This window comes from Paenibacillus sp. Dod16 (assembly GCF_049893405.1).
Lineage (GTDB): Bacteria > Bacillota > Bacilli > Paenibacillales > Paenibacillaceae > Paenibacillus_AQ.
In genome coordinates this window covers 145,412-161,453 of sequence record NZ_JBNDYG010000028.1, presented here as the reverse complement: position 1 = coordinate 161,453, position 16,042 = coordinate 145,412, and the positions used below count along the sequence as shown (strand labels likewise).

The 16,042-nt window shown below is 52.2% G+C and carries 13 protein-coding genes; 9 read left to right on the top strand and 4 right to left on the bottom strand.

From position 1 onward, the window contains the following. Positions 1–38 precede the first annotated feature (38 nt). Genes ACPV3A_RS20235 through ACPV3A_RS20215 form a run of 5 tightly spaced genes read left to right on the top strand, consistent with a single transcriptional unit; the run spans position 39 to position 8,043 of the window. On the top strand, positions 39–1,469 hold the full coding sequence (locus ACPV3A_RS20235; RefSeq protein WP_426200818.1) for an SWIM zinc finger family protein: 1,431 nt from the start codon (positions 39–41) through the stop codon (positions 1,467–1,469). A 26-nt stretch (positions 1,470–1,495) separates the two neighbouring features. Next, on the top strand, positions 1,496–3,358 hold the full coding sequence (locus ACPV3A_RS20230) for a HEAT repeat domain-containing protein (RefSeq protein WP_426200816.1): 1,863 nt from the start codon (positions 1,496–1,498) through the stop codon (positions 3,356–3,358). A 15-nt stretch (positions 3,359–3,373) separates the two neighbouring features. Further along, entirely contained in the window at positions 3,374–4,477 is a 1,104-nt protein-coding gene (locus ACPV3A_RS20225; RefSeq protein WP_339218071.1) for an ATP-binding protein, read from the top strand. After that, entirely contained in the window at positions 4,456–6,828 is a 2,373-nt protein-coding gene (locus ACPV3A_RS20220) for a DUF5682 family protein (RefSeq protein WP_426200814.1), read from the top strand. The genes ACPV3A_RS20225 and ACPV3A_RS20220 overlap by 22 nt, the downstream gene beginning before the upstream one ends. Positions 6,829–6,831: 3 nt before the next feature. Continuing rightward, positions 6,832–8,043: a VWA domain-containing protein gene (locus ACPV3A_RS20215; RefSeq protein WP_426200813.1), complete on the top strand. Its 1,212-nt coding sequence runs from the start codon at positions 6,832–6,834 to the stop codon at positions 8,041–8,043. A gap of 164 nt (positions 8,044–8,207) precedes the next feature. On the opposite strand, the gene ACPV3A_RS20210 is transcribed toward ACPV3A_RS20215, so the two are convergent. Then, on the bottom strand, positions 8,208–8,384 hold the full coding sequence (locus ACPV3A_RS20210) for a hypothetical protein (RefSeq protein ID WP_181469919.1): 177 nt from the start codon (positions 8,382–8,384) through the stop codon (positions 8,208–8,210). 235 nt (positions 8,385–8,619) lie between these two features. Here ACPV3A_RS20210 and pxpB point away from each other — a divergent pair, with 235 nt between their 5' ends. The 4 genes from pxpB to ACPV3A_RS20190 all read left to right on the top strand — a co-directional run bounded on the left by pxpB (position 8,620) and on the right by ACPV3A_RS20190 (position 11,804). Further along, positions 8,620–9,339, top strand: coding sequence for a 5-oxoprolinase subunit PxpB (pxpB, locus tag ACPV3A_RS20205; RefSeq protein WP_194543326.1), 720 nt, complete (start codon positions 8,620–8,622; stop codon positions 9,337–9,339). Next, positions 9,336–10,337 carry a biotin-dependent carboxyltransferase family protein gene (locus tag ACPV3A_RS20200; RefSeq protein WP_426200810.1) on the top strand — a complete coding sequence of 334 codons (1,002 nt, stop codon included), beginning with the start codon at positions 9,336–9,338 and terminating at the stop codon, positions 10,335–10,337. The genes pxpB and ACPV3A_RS20200 overlap by 4 nt, the downstream gene beginning before the upstream one ends. Before the next feature lie 6 nt (positions 10,338–10,343). Further along, positions 10,344–11,102: a LamB/YcsF family protein gene (locus tag ACPV3A_RS20195; protein WP_194543324.1), complete on the top strand. Its 759-nt coding sequence runs from the start codon at positions 10,344–10,346 to the stop codon at positions 11,100–11,102. Positions 11,103–11,165: 63 nt separating this feature from the next. Further along, positions 11,166–11,804 carry a pyroglutamyl-peptidase I gene (locus tag ACPV3A_RS20190; protein WP_426200807.1) on the top strand — a complete coding sequence of 213 codons (639 nt, stop codon included), beginning with the start codon at positions 11,166–11,168 and terminating at the stop codon, positions 11,802–11,804. 170 nt (positions 11,805–11,974) lie between these two features. On the opposite strand, the gene ACPV3A_RS20185 is transcribed toward ACPV3A_RS20190, so the two are convergent. The 3 genes from ACPV3A_RS20185 to ACPV3A_RS20175 all read right to left on the bottom strand — a co-directional run bounded on the left by ACPV3A_RS20185 (position 11,975) and on the right by ACPV3A_RS20175 (position 15,874). Then, positions 11,975–12,376, bottom strand: a complete 402-nt coding sequence (locus ACPV3A_RS20185; protein ID WP_194543323.1) for an immunity 7 family protein — start codon at positions 12,374–12,376, stop codon at positions 11,975–11,977. A gap of 19 nt (positions 12,377–12,395) precedes the next feature. After that, positions 12,396–14,549, bottom strand: coding sequence for a restriction endonuclease fold toxin (locus ACPV3A_RS20180; protein WP_426200805.1), 2,154 nt, complete (start codon positions 14,547–14,549; stop codon positions 12,396–12,398). Between the two features lie 191 nt (positions 14,550–14,740). Continuing rightward, a complete protein-coding gene (locus ACPV3A_RS20175; RefSeq protein WP_426200803.1) occupies positions 14,741–15,874 on the bottom strand; it encodes a phosphodiester glycosidase family protein in 1,134 nt (377 codons plus the stop codon). Between the last annotated feature and the right edge of the window lie 168 nt (positions 15,875–16,042).

Genomic DNA, 16,042 nt, shown 5'->3' with positions numbered 1-16,042 from the left:
GCATGACCGGCAGCGACTTGATTTAGGAGGGTATGAGTTTGGTTGAGATTACAGAGTCATGGATCGATTCGCAAGCACCGAATAGCGCGGCCATAAAGAATGGGCAGGGTCTTGTCAAAAAAGGACGGTTTCTGCAGCTCCATCATTCGGTGGATCATGCCGTACTTTTCGGCACATGTGCTGGCAGCGGAAGTTCCAATTACCAGCCGTCCGCCGATTTTGCGGTACCGGAGAAGCCGGTTATGCGGTGTACTTGCCCGAGTCGGCAGTTTCCGTGCAAGCATGTGCTTGGTCTGCTCTATGCGTATGCAGGCGGAGCATCGTTTACACCCGCCGAGGTGCCGGGGGATTTGGCCGCCAAACGGGAGAAAGCGGAGAAGCGGGAAGAGCGTAAGCTCAAAGAAACAACCGAAGGGGCAGCGCCCAAACCGAAGAAGGTCAACAAATCGGCATTAAAAAAGAAAATCAATGCGCAGCTGGAAGGTCTGGACGTATTAGAGAGGCTGATCCACTCGTTGATCCGGAACGGATTAGGAACATTGGATAAAAAGGAACAAAAGCTGATCCAGGAACATGTAAAGCAGATGGGCAACTATTATTTATCGGGTGCTCAGTCGGAACTTCGCCGCCTGGCGTTGGTGCTGTCAGACAAAGACCAGGAGAAAGCTTATACATATGCGGTGGAGCAGCTTGCTGTTATGAACGCAATCATAAAAAAAGGCAGACAATACCTGACTTCGAAGCTTGAGGATCCGGATATGGCGCTGGACCATGAGTCGACGATTGAGGAATGGCTGGGGCACGCCTGGCAGCTGACGGAGCTGCAAAGCTTCGGACTCGTAAGTGAAGAGGCGGAGTTGATACAGCTTTCCTTTCTGAGTTATGCCGACGATGCACGGCTGGAGCATGTGGATATCGGATACTGGATTCAGAAGGACAGCGGCGAAATTCACCGAACGATTCAGTACCGTCCCTATAAGGCCGCCAAGCTGATGCGTGAGGAAGACAGCTTTTTCAAAAAAGCCCGAGTCCCAGTGCTTTATCGTTATCCGGGGGATATGAACCGACGAGTCCGCTTTGAAGAGATGGCTTCAATTCCGTTGACAGCGGAGGATTTCGTTTGGATTCACGAATATGCGGCGAACTCTTATGCTGACGCAGTTAAAAAGGTGAAGAACCAGCTGAAAAATTCGCTGGCTGACAGCCATCCCGTGATGCTGCTACATGTTTCCCGGATCAGCCGGAACGACGAAGGTCAGTATGCCATCACGGATGAAGCCGGACAGTCGATTGCCCTTGGCGACGTATTTTTACAGTCGACGGTCCCGATGCTGCGGTATTTGCCGGAGGAGAAGCTGAGCGGCGTCTCCATGCTGGTTATGTTTGAGCACAGCCTGACGACGGGCCGACTCTTGGCGCAGCCGCTGACCCTTGTTACGAATAACGAAATCATCCGGCTGTTGTACTGAGCAGGGATAACGAAGGAGGAACGACCATGAGTACGGCATTACTGCAGGAGCTTAACCAGGAGGTTAGGCGTTTATATATTGCCGGCAGCGAACTCGCAGCCGGCGACTTTCGCCTCAAGAGGCTGCTGCCGCAGTTTCAGCAGCTGGGAGAGCGCGCTCCCGTGTTCAAGAGATTGGGTGAAGGGATCAGCGCTTTAATCGAACCGGAATCCGGGAAGGAGACTTCATCGGCTCAGCTGCTTCAGGATTTGAACCAGCTGCTGAGCTCCGTGCTGCATACACAAGGAACAACAGCCCCTGAAGGAGAGCTCCATCCGGTAGACCATCATTCGGTTTCACTGTCATCTAATTTATCCTTCCGCAAGCTTTCCGCTGTACAGACAGCGCTGACTACAACGGGCGGCGGCCGTTACGAGATCATAGAAGAAGCATGGAAGGAGGGCTTGTTCCGTGATTTCCGGCTGGTATACCTTGCGATTGAAGCGTTGAATGACCCTTATGTGGAGATTGGCGAGCTAGCGGCCAATGAGATCTTGCCGTCGTATGGACCGGAAATCCTTCCATTTCTGATGGAAAGCTTTAATCCCGCGGGCGGAAAGTCGGAGTCGCGCAAGCTGAAGGTGATGGCCCAAACTGGCGGCAAGGAAATAGCGGAGCTGATCCGACAAGCAGCCGAGATCGGCAGCGACGAGGTGAGGTGCATGGCGATCAAATTGCTTGCCCGCTACGAAGAGTATGAAGCTGATCTAATGGAATGGAGTAAGAGTAAGAAGAAAGTTATCCGCGAAGCCGCATACGACGCGCTTGCAGAGAACGGTTCGGAGCAGGCTGTGGAGCGATTGTATGAAGCCGCTCAAGGAAAAGACCAAGAGCTGGTTAACCCTGCCCTTGGCAAATGCCGCTCCGCCTTGTTGACGGATTGGCTTGTACGAGACATGTCCGCCGAGCTTCAAGCGGTTTCCGAATTTCCGGATGACAAGTCAAAGCTGGAGGAGAGCTGGAGCAAGGTGAAGCGCTGCTTGTGGGCACTGCACGATAAACAAAGTTCTGCTCTCGAAGAGCTGTACCGGAACGTCCTTCAGCAGTATTCCTTATATATCAAGTCTTTGGGCTGGGCATACCTTATGAATGAAGCGGTCATTTACATGAATCATGTAGATTCCGAGGAAGCCAGGGAACTGCTTCGCCAAAACGCGGAGAACGATTTGGAGCAATACAGACATAGCAGCTCATATGTCCGCGAGGTATTCCAAAAAGCCGCGCGCGTGCTGCCGCCGGACCGCGTATATGAACAATACAAGGACGTTCTGCTGCAAGGTTTCGGCTCTTCGTCGCTTGGCAACGCGGCCAAGGAACGAAAAAGGTTTCTGGACACCCTGTCAGATATGGTTATCCATAGGCAGTATAAACCGTATGAGGAAGTTATGCCGTTTACGGGGAAGGAAAGTTACACGTATTACGTGGAAATGCTTCCGCAGGAGCAGCTGCAAGCAAGCTGGGATGACAGATGGCTTGAGCTGTTTATCGAGCAGGATGAGCTTGCGCTGGTAAGCGCGTTCGCCCGCCGGGGACATCACGGAGCCGAGTCGTATTTACTGGCGAAACTGAAGAACTCGCCGGAATTCCGCAACCGTTTTGCCAACTTGATCATTATGGGGCTTGTTCGCTCCGGCATGAAGGATGAGGCGTTATTTGAAGCGATCGTGGTCGCACTGGAGGATAAGCGCAATCAGGACTGCTACATGATTGAACCTTTTATATTCAAGCAGCTTTGCCGATTACCGGCAATGTATTATGATCGCGTTCTTGCGGTGCAAGGCAACTTTCGGGACAACGCCGAGGATCAGCTTCGTTACATCCTCCGGATGATGAAGGAGCAAGAAAATTAAAGGAGTGAATAGCCCATGGCAGCTGGACAAGAGCAATTACAAGATATCATGCGGCAGCCCGCGGAATTACTGTTCCGTCACGAGCTGGAAGCATTGCGTAAGGAGGATTCGGGAAACATTCCAGCCGGATGGCAGATGTCGCCTCAATCCGTACTCAAATTCATTGTTGGCGGCAAGGCAGGCAAAACGGAAATCACGCCTAAATATATCGGGAACAAGCGGCTGATCGAGATGGCGGTCGCTACCTTGGTCACCGACCGTGCTCTATTATTGATCGGGGAACCAGGTACAGCCAAATCCTGGCTGTCCGAAAATTTGGCCGCAGCGATCTACGGGAATTCCGGTCTGGTCGTTCAGGGAACGGCAGGAACGAGTGAAGAGCATGTCCGTTATTCCTGGAACTATGCCATGCTGCTCGCTCAAGGCCCGACTCCCGAAGCGTTGGTGCAGAGTCCGATCATGCGGGCGATGGAAGCGGGAGGGATAGCCCGCTTCGAAGAAATTTCCCGCTGCGCCTCCGAGGTACAGGATGCACTGATCTCCATTTTGTCGGAAAAGACGATATCGGTGCCTGAGCTCGGTAAAGAAATGAACGCCCGGAAAGGATTCTCTATTATCGCCACTGCAAATACAAGAGACCGCGGGGTCAATGAGATGTCCACTGCGCTCAAGCGCCGTTTCAATATTATCGTTCTTCCCGCTCCAGCGGATCTGAATACCGAAATCGAAATCGTAAAGAAACGGGTGTCGGAGATTGCCTCCTCTTATGATCTGCAGGCTGCTGCTCCCGCAGATGAAGCACTGCTTAAGGTCGTGACGATCTTTCGTGAGCTGCGCAGCGGCATGACGCTGGATAAAAAGGAAAAGGTGAAGTCCCCGGCCGGAGTGATCTCGACGGCTGAAGCGATATCGCTCCTGACGAACAGCATGGCGCTGGCAGCGAGCTTTGGCAGCGGTGAGCTGACGGACGAGGACTTGGCAGCGGGACTTCAAGGGGCGATTGTGAAGGACGATGATAAAGACCGGCTCGTATGGAAGGAATATCTTGATAACATTATGAAAAAACGCGGAGCGGAGTGGCGGGGCTTATATAACGCATGCAAGGAGATCAACCAGTGAATGCTGCCGGCATACATGTTTTTGGAGTTCGGCATTTGTCGCCCGCCGGTGCGAAGCATGTACTGGACTTTCTGGATGGGATCAATCCCACGGCCGTGCTCATCGAAGGGCCGTCGGATGCAAGCGGGGAAATACGGAATCTGACTCAGGCAACAACCAAGCCGCCGGTAGCCATATTGGCGTTTACCGAAGAACTGCCCGTACGAACGATTCTGTGGCCTTTTGCAGTATACTCCCCGGAATATCAGGCCATGAGATGGGCGCAGAAGCACGGAGCTTATGCCGCATTTATCGACCTGCCCTCATCTGCTGCTGTCTGTCTGCAGGATCTGCGCCGCAGCTCGGATGACGAAACGCGCGTGAAAGAACTTGAAGGCGAGGAACTTGGTTCCGACTCGGTACCAGCTGGACCGATGGACGAAAGTCGGCCGGACGAAAAATCCCTATATGAGCGGATTGCCGAGCTTGCCGGTGAATACGATTACGATATGTACTGGGAGCGGAGCTACGAGCATAATTTGAGCGAAGGATCTTACCGGCAATCCATATCGGCTTTTTCCATGGAGATGCGAGAGCTGTCGGAGGAGAAAGAGCGGCGGGAGGATACTGTGGAATACGCCTACAATGCCGTCCGGGAGTCGTATATGCGCCGCCAGATTGTTGAAGCGATTGCGGCCGGGCATGACCCCGAGCGCATCGTAGTCGTGTGCGGGGCCTATCATGTCTCGGCCCTTCGCGATTTGTCCTGCCCGATGAGCGACGAGGAATTGAATCAGCTTCCTTCCCGGATAACCAAGCTGACGCTTATGCCATATTCCTATTATAAGCTGTCGTCCATTTCCGGTTATGGTGCCGGGAATATCGCTCCCCATTATTTTGAGATGATGTGGGAACGAATGCAGGAGGGTACTCTAGCGGAATTGCCGAATCATTATTTATCCATGGTGGCGGGCTCGATGAGAAAGAACGGCACCCACCGCTCCACGGCGGAGGTGATCGAAGCCGTCCGGCTGGCGGAGTCGCTGGCAGCGCTCCACGGGGGCAGTCTCCCGACACTTCGGGATTTGCGGGATGCGGCCCAGACACTGCTAGGGCGCGGCGAGCTTGCGGTCGTGGCTGAGGAGCTTGCACGTGTGGAGATCGGCACGGCGATCGGCGAGCTGGCGGAAGGCGTCAGCCAGACCCCGATCCAGGACGACCTGAACCGCCAGCTGAAGAGGCTGAAACTGGAGAAGTATAAATCGGTTGTAGCCAACGATTTAATATTGGATTTGCGCGAGAACCGGAGGGTTACCTCGAAAGAGTCCGCGTATCTCGATTTGAACCGGTCCTTTTTGTTTCATCGCCTGAAGCTGCTGGAGATTGAATTTGTTAAGGCCAGACCCAGCGGGCAGGAGCAAGGAGCATGGGCGGAGCACTGGGTTGTGCAATGGACGCCGGAGGTTGAAATTCAGGTCGTTGAATCGACGCTGCTGGGTGAGACGGTAGAGGTGGCTGCCGCTTATATGCTCCAGCAAAAGCTGGCGGGCTGCAGTTCGATTGCCGAAGCCTCTGCGCTGATTCGTATCGCGTATGAATGCGGGATGATTCATCAGATGGAAGCGGGTCGGCAGACCCTGCAAAAGCTTGCTGTGGACAGCCGCGATGTCGTTCAGATTGCGGCAGCTTCCCGGGAGTTATCCGTGCTGATCCGTTATGGTGGGATCAGGCGGATGGATACAGAGCCCCTTGTACCGCTGCTGCAGCAGCTCTTTATGCGCGCTTGCTTGTTTCTGCTCGATGGCAGCCAGTGCAGCGACGAGGTATCCGGCTCAATGATAACCGCCATGAATGAGCTGAACAGCGTCGCCTTGGAGCATGCGGAGCAGGTGGACGAGGAACTTTGGCTGCAAGAGCTCGGGCATTTGTCCGAAAGAGATGACCTGAACGCCCGTTTGTCGGGATATGCATGTGCAGTATTGATGGAGCGGAATGCGATTTCCGCCCGGCAGTGTGCCGAAGAAGTGTCGCGGAGATTATCCCCCGGCATTCCGGCCGATTTGGGGGCAGGATGGTTTGAAGGCTTATCGATGCGGAACCGGTATGCTCTTCTCTCGCGGTTAAGTCTGTGGGAGCAGCTGAATGAATACATCCAGGCCCTGGAGGATGATGAATTCACTCGTGCGCTTGTTTTTCTGCGCCGGGCGTTCAGCAGCTTTTCGGCGAAGGAGAAGACGATGATTGCCGAGCTGCTTGGCGAGCTATGGGGTGTGAATGCAGAGCAGGCTGCCGAGATTTTGACCGGCGATCTGAAGGAGGAAGAAGCGAAGATGATTGACGACTTGAATGATTTTGAATTTGAGGACTTTTAGGCGATGAGCTGCATACCGGAACCCAACCAAATATCGCGTTGGCGGCTCATTCTGGGCCAGTCGGCTGAACCTCAGCTAGCGGGCTATAGCTCAGGGGGAAGCATACAGCTGTCGGAGGAAGAGATGATTATGGACCGCGCGCTGGCCGCGATTTATGATAATACGGACGGCGGGGCGGAAGCCGGAAGTGCGGCCGCGGGGCAGCGGGCAGCCGGGCAAGGAAAGTCCGCTCCCCGGCTTGCGCAGTGGCTGGGGGATGTCCGCACCTTTTTCCCCGAAGACGTGGTGTCCATTATCCAGAATGATGCCATGGAACGAAAGGGCTGGAAGCAGCTGCTGTTTGAACCGGAGGTTCTGGCTACGGTCAAGCCGGATATACAGCTGGTTGGCACGCTGCTGTCCCTGAAAGGGAAGATTCCCGAGAAAACCAAGGATACGGCGCGCCTGCTGGTGAAGGCGGTAGTGGATGAGCTTGTCCAGCGTCTGCAGGAGGATATTCGCCGGGCTGTGACAGGGGCCTTAAACCGCAGACAGCATACACCGCTTCCTTCGCTCAGCGGTATTGACTGGAAGCGGACGATACAGCGAAATCTGAAAAATTATGATGCGGACCGCAAGCAGATCGTGCCGGAGCGTTTTTATTACTTTGACAGGGCAAGACGGAGCAAAGAATGGACCGTTATTGTGGATATCGACCAGAGCGGTTCCATGGCGGAATCCGTGATCTGGGCTTCCGTTATCGGATCCATATTTGCAAGCATCCCCTCGCTAGACACCCGTGTGGTCGTGTTCGATACGGAAGTTGTTGACCTGACGGAGCAGTGTGCCAATGATCCGGTGGATATGTTATTCGGCATCCAGCTTGGCGGCGGAACGGATATTCATAAATCGGTCGCTTATTGCGAGCAGTTTATTGAAGAACCGAAAAAAACGCTGTTTATTATCATTTCGGATCTGTATGAAGGCGGCAATCAAGCCGGGCTGATCCGGCGAATGCGTGAACTGCGGGAAGCGGGAGTCAAGACGATGTGTCTCCTCGCATTATCCGACGAGGGAAAACCGTTCTATGATGAGCAGGTAGCCAAGCTGCTGTCCAGGGACGGAACACCTTGCTTTGCATGCACCCCTGCTCTTCTCCCGCAGCTGGTGGAAGGCGCACTGAAAGGGCATGATCTGGCCGAACTAGCGAAGCGGTTAGGCACCAAGGGGATATAAACGGAAGAATACGGGGCTCGGCTGGGTGTTCTTCTCTCATAAATGAAGTCTCGTGGTTGGTTCATTTAAACCACAAACCCGAATGACTTGTAAATAATACACCTAAAAAGACCTCACGGACGATCCTGTGAACAACGGATCTTCCGTGAGGTCTTCTACTTGTATTATTGCTGGTTCTCGGAGCTATGACCAGCGTTTGGCTGCTGCTGTTGAAACACCTCGGCTGCTTCTTCGGCAGAAATCTCAGTGTCGAATTCACCTGGAATCGGCATTTTGTTCAATTTCGTGGTTTGAACTTCTGCTTTTGTCGGTTCGTTACTGTTCTGGTTTTGTGGGCTCATGTTGGTGGCACCTCCTTATCAAAGTACGTCTTCAGTATTTTGCCAACCATTCCCTAAAATTATACAGATATACAGCATTGGACGCTTGGCCTGATCCGTCAGAGTCAACTGTTCCTGATTCCATCGACAAATAATAAAATTGCATATTCAACGGATGCCTGTTTCTCTGCTATCATAGGAATAATCATTCAATATTGACGATAATCAGCAGTACATATGGAATGGAGAATATCCTATGAGCAAGTCTTATTCGTTCTTCCCTTTAGGGGATTCGGCTGTTCACATACAATTCGAAAATATCGTGAGTGAGAAGGTGCATCGCCAGGTCACGGCTATGACGAGACGAATAGAGCAGAACCCTTTTCCAGGCTGGATCGAATGCATCCCTTCGTATACGAGCGTAGCGGTTTACTATGATTATGATAAGATCGGCAAACCGGACGGATTCGATACCGTGTTTGCTTACGTCTGTTCGATGCTCGAGCAGCGGATGGAGGCGGGAGCCGAAGAGAAGAACATCACGAAATATGAGGTTGTTGACATACCGATTTGTTATGGGGGCGACTATGGGCCGGATCTGGAGGAAGTAGCTCAGCAGAACGACCTTACCCCCAGGGATGTCATTCGTATTCATTCCGGGCAGGATTACTTGGTATACGCCATTGGATTCGCGCCCGGCTTCCCCTATGTTGGAGGTGTTCCGGAGCAGATTGCGACACCGAGGAAACAGACTCCCCGGCTGCAAATTCCGGCTGGATCCGTAGGAATTGCCGGCACGCAAACCGGCATATATCCGATCGAAACGCCGGGTGGGTGGCAGATTATCGGCCGGACGCCGCTCGGTTTATTTCGTCCCGAAGCGGAGCCTCCAACGCTGTTGAAGAGCGGGCAATATATCCGGTTTCGGCCTATTCAAGCGGAGGAATACGAACAGTTAAGGGAAGTGGGCCTATGAGTATAACCGTTATAAAGCCGGGACTTCTTGTGACTCTTCAGGATGCGGGAAGACGGGGTTACGGCAAATACGGCATTATCACGGCTGGAGCAATGGATACCTCTGCTTATCGGATCGCCAATCGACTAGTTGGCAATGAGGATGATCAGGCCGTTCTGGAAATTACATGGTCAGGATTTGCGGTTGAATTTCATAGCGATCGGTGGGTTGCCATTACCGGCGGGGATTTATCACCCTCGATAGAAGGAGTGAAGGTTCCGATGTGGCGTCCCGTGTTGATCAAAGCAGGCCGTGTTCTGAGGTTTCAACAGCCGGTATCGGGTTGCCGTGCTTATATGGCGGTGTCGGGCGGATTTGATGTCAACCAGGTAATGGGCAGCAGCAGCACCTATTTAAGGGCCGGAATCGGCGGGTATGAAGGGAGGCCGTTGAAGACGGGGGATACGCTGCATGCCCATCTTTCTATGCTTCCTGTGGTCTCGTCTGAACGATACCTTGATGATTATGGCGGTTTCCTCACCGCAAAATGGGCCGTCTCTGCTGAAAGGTATCCTGGTCCAGGACAGGAGACGTTGATACGTGTGCTGAAAGGGCGTCAATATGATGACTTTGACGACGGCAGCAAGCAGGCGCTGTTCGGAGAACGGTTCACCGTAACTCCGCAATCGGACCGTATGGGCTACAGGTTGTCCGGTCCGCTGCTTCAATTGACCCATGAAAAGGAATATATATCCGAGCCGGTGGCCCTTGGAACGGTACAGGTACCTGCAGATGGCCAGCCCATCATTCTAATGGCGGATCGGCAGACGCTTGGAGGGTACCCCAAAATTGCGCAAGTGGCAACCGTCGATATTTCGCTGATCGCTCAGCTGTCGCCTGGAGCAGCGATTCGCTTTGCGGGTATTTCGTTGGCTGAAGCAGAACAGCTCTATACGGCTCATGTTCGGGAGTTTCGAATGTTGGAGTCCATGATCAAGCTTAAATTAAAGGAGTGGTGAGTCAGCATGGTTCGAGTGGACCTGAACTGTGATATGGGAGAGAGCTACGGTGCTTACAGGTTAGGCAATGATACGGAGCTTCTTCGCAGTATAACTTCGGCCAACATCGCTTGCGGATTTCATGCAGGCGATCCGGCGGTCATGCGGGCAACGGTCCGTCAAGCGATCGAGAGTGGTGCCGCAATCGGCGCGCACCCGGGCTTGCCCGATCTGGCCGGCTTCGGAAGAAGAAGAATGGAGATTACGCCTGCCGAAGCTTATGATATGGTAACCTATCAGATTGGAGCTTTGATGGCTTTTGCGATACAGGAAGGGTCCGGGCTGCAGCATGTAAAACCTCACGGTGCCCTGTATAATATGGCAGCGACATCCAGAGCCCTTGCGGATGCGATTGCATCGGCAATCAAGGATATCGATCCAACTCTCATTCTGTATGGGTTGGCAGGCAGCGAGTTAATCGCAGCGGGGGAGAAGGCAGGGCTTCGCACAGCAAGTGAAGTGTTTGCGGATCGTACCTACCAGGATGACGGCACACTCACGCCGAGACATCTGCCGGATGCCATCATAACCGATCCCGGAGCTGCGGTCACGCAAGTAGTCCGAATGGTGAAAAACAAAGTGGTAGTTACCCTGAGCGGCAAGGTGATCCCCATTGCGGCAGATACCGTCTGCATTCATGGAGATGGACCGCATGCAACGCTATTCGCGAGCGCCTTGCGATCACGGCTTGAAGCTGAAGGCGTAAGCGTTCAAGCACTGCTATAATAAAAGCTGGTACGATTTTCGTGACCCGGCAGTTTACATAAACGAGTACAGGAGATATGATACATGCTAAAAATATTAATTTCAGGCTTTGAACCTTTTGGCGGCAGCTCAGTTAATCCAACGGAGAGACTGGTTGAGGACATCAAGCACGTTTCCTTCCCCGGCGCAGAGATCAGAACGCTGCTTCTTCCCGTACATTACGATGAGTGTGCGGAGATTCTGCTGCAAGAGATGAAGGCATACGAGCCCGATGCGGTCATTGCCTGCGGCGTAGCGGGTGGGCGGACCGCCATTACCCCGGAACGCATCGCCATCAATATCAAGGACATACCGCCGGAATCGACGATTTCGGATAATCGGGGGGCAAGACCTCAAGATGAGCCGATAGACGCCGATGGACCGGACGGACTGTTTTCAACCCTTCCCATCCGTTTGATGGTCAACAGGCTGAAGGAAGCGGGAATTCCAGCTGCGGTATCTAATACAGCCGGAACGTATATTTGCAATAATACGATGTATGCGATTTTGAACGATATTCGCCTAAAGCAAAAATCTGCCATTGGCGGTTTTGTACATTTTCCGGCATCGACGGAGATGGCCGTGGAGAAGCCGTCCTTGCCGACTTTATCCCATGAAACGATGTTGAATGGCCTGCGGATCATCATACAGGCAACGATGGATGAATTGAACGGACGAGCTTAAGTCACAGTGGCAAACACAATCTATTCGTGCAAAGAGTATGTAGATACTTGATTGAATAGATGATCCATATCCAGATAAACCATAAATCCCGTAACCCGCCATCCATGAGAACATCATGACGTAGCGAGTAACGGGATTTCTTTTATTATCTAGCTTTAGTTATCATGTCATTAATCGACTTCGTCTTCGATCACCGGGACGCAAGGGGAGAGAAACGGATCGCTTTGTTCCTTCAACTGCCCGCGTGCCAGCACCTGGACCCGGAACTCGTTATCATAACCTTCCAGATTCTCATCATCCCTGGTATACAGAAGACCGTATGAACCGGGCGCGATTTCGCCAATCAATTGGTACAGCGCAACGATCTCGGCAGCCTCGGCTCCCTTGCGGTTCGTAAAACCTCCGACATGAAGGTAATAGGAGCCGTTAGCCGCATTTAAGGATAACAAGCCGCTTCCCCAAGCAAATTCGGTTATCTTAAGCTGTATTTTCTGAATGATCATGTCGAGCTGCCCGGCATCCGCCTCCGCAGGATTCTCCTGAATGGCAGCCCAGCCGTGAAATTCATACATGAATGCTCACTCCTTGTCGTTATAATGGATCGGTATCAATGTGGACTTCTATCCCATATCTTTGGCTGTATTCATGTAATTTGTCAATAACCGATTGGGCGGGCTCCCCTTCAAAATGATAATAGACCTTTCTGCCGGTCTGCTCCGCAGCTTCGAAGGTCGCTTTCATTTGGTCGCGGACCTTTTTGTTAACCTGCTGCAGGGCAGGCTTGGTCTGGGCAACATACTCATCGCTAATGGCGTCGAATTCCCTGCCGATCGGGTCGGAATCAAACTTCATTCTCGATTCGCCGCCAAGTCGCTCCGCAAGCGCATCCGCGGCAGCATCCGGCTTGTTAACCTTCTGCAGCTCTCCGGAATATCTCGGTACCTCTTGCGGGGTTCCTTCCGTTTCGTCAGGTTTTTCTTCATCCGGTTTATCATTTGGCTTATTGTCATCGGGCTTTTCGTTATCAGGCTTATCTTCCTCCGGCTTATGCTCATGGTCATCGTCCGGCTTCCTCGGAGCCTCTTCCGGCTGTTCATTCGTAGTGTCCGGCTTCGGATCCCGAGTTCCGCCAGTGGGAACATCCGGCTCATTGCGCGTTTTCAAACCTAGCTTCTCGGAAAGCGTATCCAGCCACCTTCTCGCAGTGGGACCCAGCTTATTGGACAGCCAAGATACCCCTTTACCTATCGGAATGCGGCTGAGGATGACGGCTAACACGGCAGCTGCCGCATTTTGTGGGGACAGCAGCTTTTTCGGGTCGCGGATGTATCCGGCAATCTCGTGTCCGCCACCGGCAATGCCTGCACCGGTCAAGGCAATGCCAAGAGCAGGCCAGAAGCTGACAAACAGCAGCGAAAGGGCAAAGGCTCCGAGTATGATACCCGCTTGTTCCCAGCCGCTAAGGCGATCCCACCAGTTCTGGAGTGAGTCGAACAAGCATGCGAAACAGGAGGAGTCGGCAGCGATCATCGAAGTGCCGATACCGGAGAGAAGCCCTGCAGCAAGCATGAGGATGCCGATAGCTCCCAGAACGGCAGTATACTGTCTAACCTTCTCCTGAATCTGATCCCTTTGGTTTGCTGCTTCAAGATTGCCATATAATAGCGAATATCCGAGCTCGCGCCGTTCTCGGTAGAATGCCATCAGGTAACCTAGGCGTTTCCGGTCTGTCAAGAGAGCCCGCGCCATTTGCCAACACTCCGTTAATGGATTGATAAGGCCCTCACCCTTCATAACCGGGAGACGGTCACGGATTCGATGCAAATCAAAGTAGTCGATGAACAAACCTGCAACCAGCAGGAGCAGGAAGAAGCCTTCGGTTCGGTAGCCTTCACCGGTCCACTCATGAAGAGTCAGTATCCACTCCGGCAGCCGATTCTGCCCATTCCAAGCCGCATGGTTCAGGATCGCCCAGAGGAGAAGGACAGCAGGAAAAGCATAGGTCCAGCGAGAGAGACGCTTGGCGTACCGGAAAGCGATGCCGATTCCAAGGGCGATCATGGCACTATGTACAGGATGCGTAACATTCATCATGGTCGGAATAAAACTTTCCTCGAAGTAGCCCGGAAATAAATCAAAGAACTCCCAATGCAGCGTTTTGCCGCCGAGAAACGACACCCCGTAATTGCTTTGGACCAGGCGCCTCGACAGCTCCTCCATAAATTGAAAGCCAATGCCGGGAGCAGCCCCTAACAATACATAATCGCTAAGGCTTAACGTCGTGGCTCTTCTTGAAAAAAACAAATATAGTCCGAGAGGCAATAGCTTGTAAATTTCCTCAACAACCGGGGTCATGACGGCAAATGACCATGTATCGGTAGTCCGTCCTCCAAAAATCAAATGAAGTCCCTGCATGGTCCCATTGGTCAAGGGAATGACCATAAGAACCCCTGAGAGAACAAACAAGCTGACCTGCTTCCAGGCAACGGTTTTGCTTCGGCTTAGCAGCCAAAATTGCAGCAATACGTAGAAAGACCATAAATATTGAACTAGCATGGTCCATGATTCTTCGATCAGCACCAGACTAATAACGAGCACAAGTAGGGAAAGCCAGGAAAATAAGTGATACACCTTGGCAATGAAAGGGTATTTCCCAATCCATTCCCTCCAAACCCGATATATCCCCTCGATCGTGTCCCTGATTTTCGTCCGTATGACCGCAATAGACGATGTAATGGAATCCACCCCCCGCTGAATGAACCACAGCCTACGAATCGTTCACAAAAGACAGTTTGCTATATATTTACACAATAGGTGCTCATGGTGAAACATTTTCTTGATCAGCATATGCAGCTCGAAGCGGAGGTAGTGCTGCTTATAAAGAAAACCCCTGATCAGCCGGCAGAAGAACCGGATAAACAGGGGAGAGTAGGTAACTATTTATATTTTACGACAATGGCATTACTAATCTGCCGCCCAGGCGTCGTTAAGTACGATCCATTATAATACAAGCCGCTGGAGGCACCGCCATCCAGGTTCATCGCTTGGTATGCCCCGGCTTGCCTCATGATTTCCGCAAGCTGTGGAATGGTTGCTCCGCCAGTCGTTAACATGATCAGTTTATGATCCTTCGTGATACCTAACGCGCTCCGTGCGCCGCCGCCTGTTAGAATCTTCGGATCTTTGAAGCCTTCCTTCTTGACGTCCAGGGTCACCTTGCCGTCAGTCAGCAGACGCGGGCCAGCTTGAAGGGCTCCTTCCATATGTCCGGCATCATATACGGATTTGAAATCAAGTCCTGGAATCATGGCGGCCAGACTGTTGTTGTCATAGGCGAAGATCGTTCGATTATCCCCCGAGGCCTTGTGCAAAATATTGCCTTTGCTGACCAAATAGCCGTAAGGCGCTTTGTATGCACCGGAAGTGTAGGCATCAAAGAATGTGCCGTTAATAGCTACTACGGCTTTGCTGCGCTTGGCTATACTGCGCAAATCCTCGACTTTCCCTGCTTTATTGCCTGCCAGAACAACGTCCAGTTCCACCTTCGGATGGAGAAGTGAAACGGTGACCACCTGTGCGCTGAAGGAACGGGAGCCTACCTTGAAGGTTTTCCTAGTCGACGTCACGGGCTTGGTTTGGCTGGATATGAATGTTCCAGATAGAACAGGAAGCGTGTGTGCTACATTCCCGTCCGTAATTTTCAGGGTGGATCTATTATGGCCCCAGGATAGCTTTAAGCCCAGGTGTTGACTGACAAATTGCAGGGGTACATAGGTAGAGCCGTTTTCGGAGAACGGAATTGCTTTAGACTGAACCTTCTTGCCATTTACGTAGGCATTCCGACTGCCCAGGTATAGGGTGAGAGCAGTATCTTCGCGAGTAATATGGAGTTTTTTTTCAGTGGCTGTATACGCCACTTTTACACCATCGTAGGTCTTGAGGACCCCGACCGAAATATAGGACTGGCCGTTCTTGTCCACATAAGCCAAATTCTTGGCGGCGGATGCGGCATACAGCGGCGTTATTACCGTCAGCATGGCTAGTACAACGATTGCAATGATTCTTTTCATGTTCCTCTCAAGCTCCTTCTTCTCTTTATCTGTAGTGGGCAACGCTGGATTTGCGCCTATACTTTATCGGAAGTTAAGGACTATTTGTTTAGGACAAAAGTCTTGTGTTTGCTTGATTTTTGTAAATATATTCCGACAACCCATTGACAAGGGGCTTCGTCTCTTATA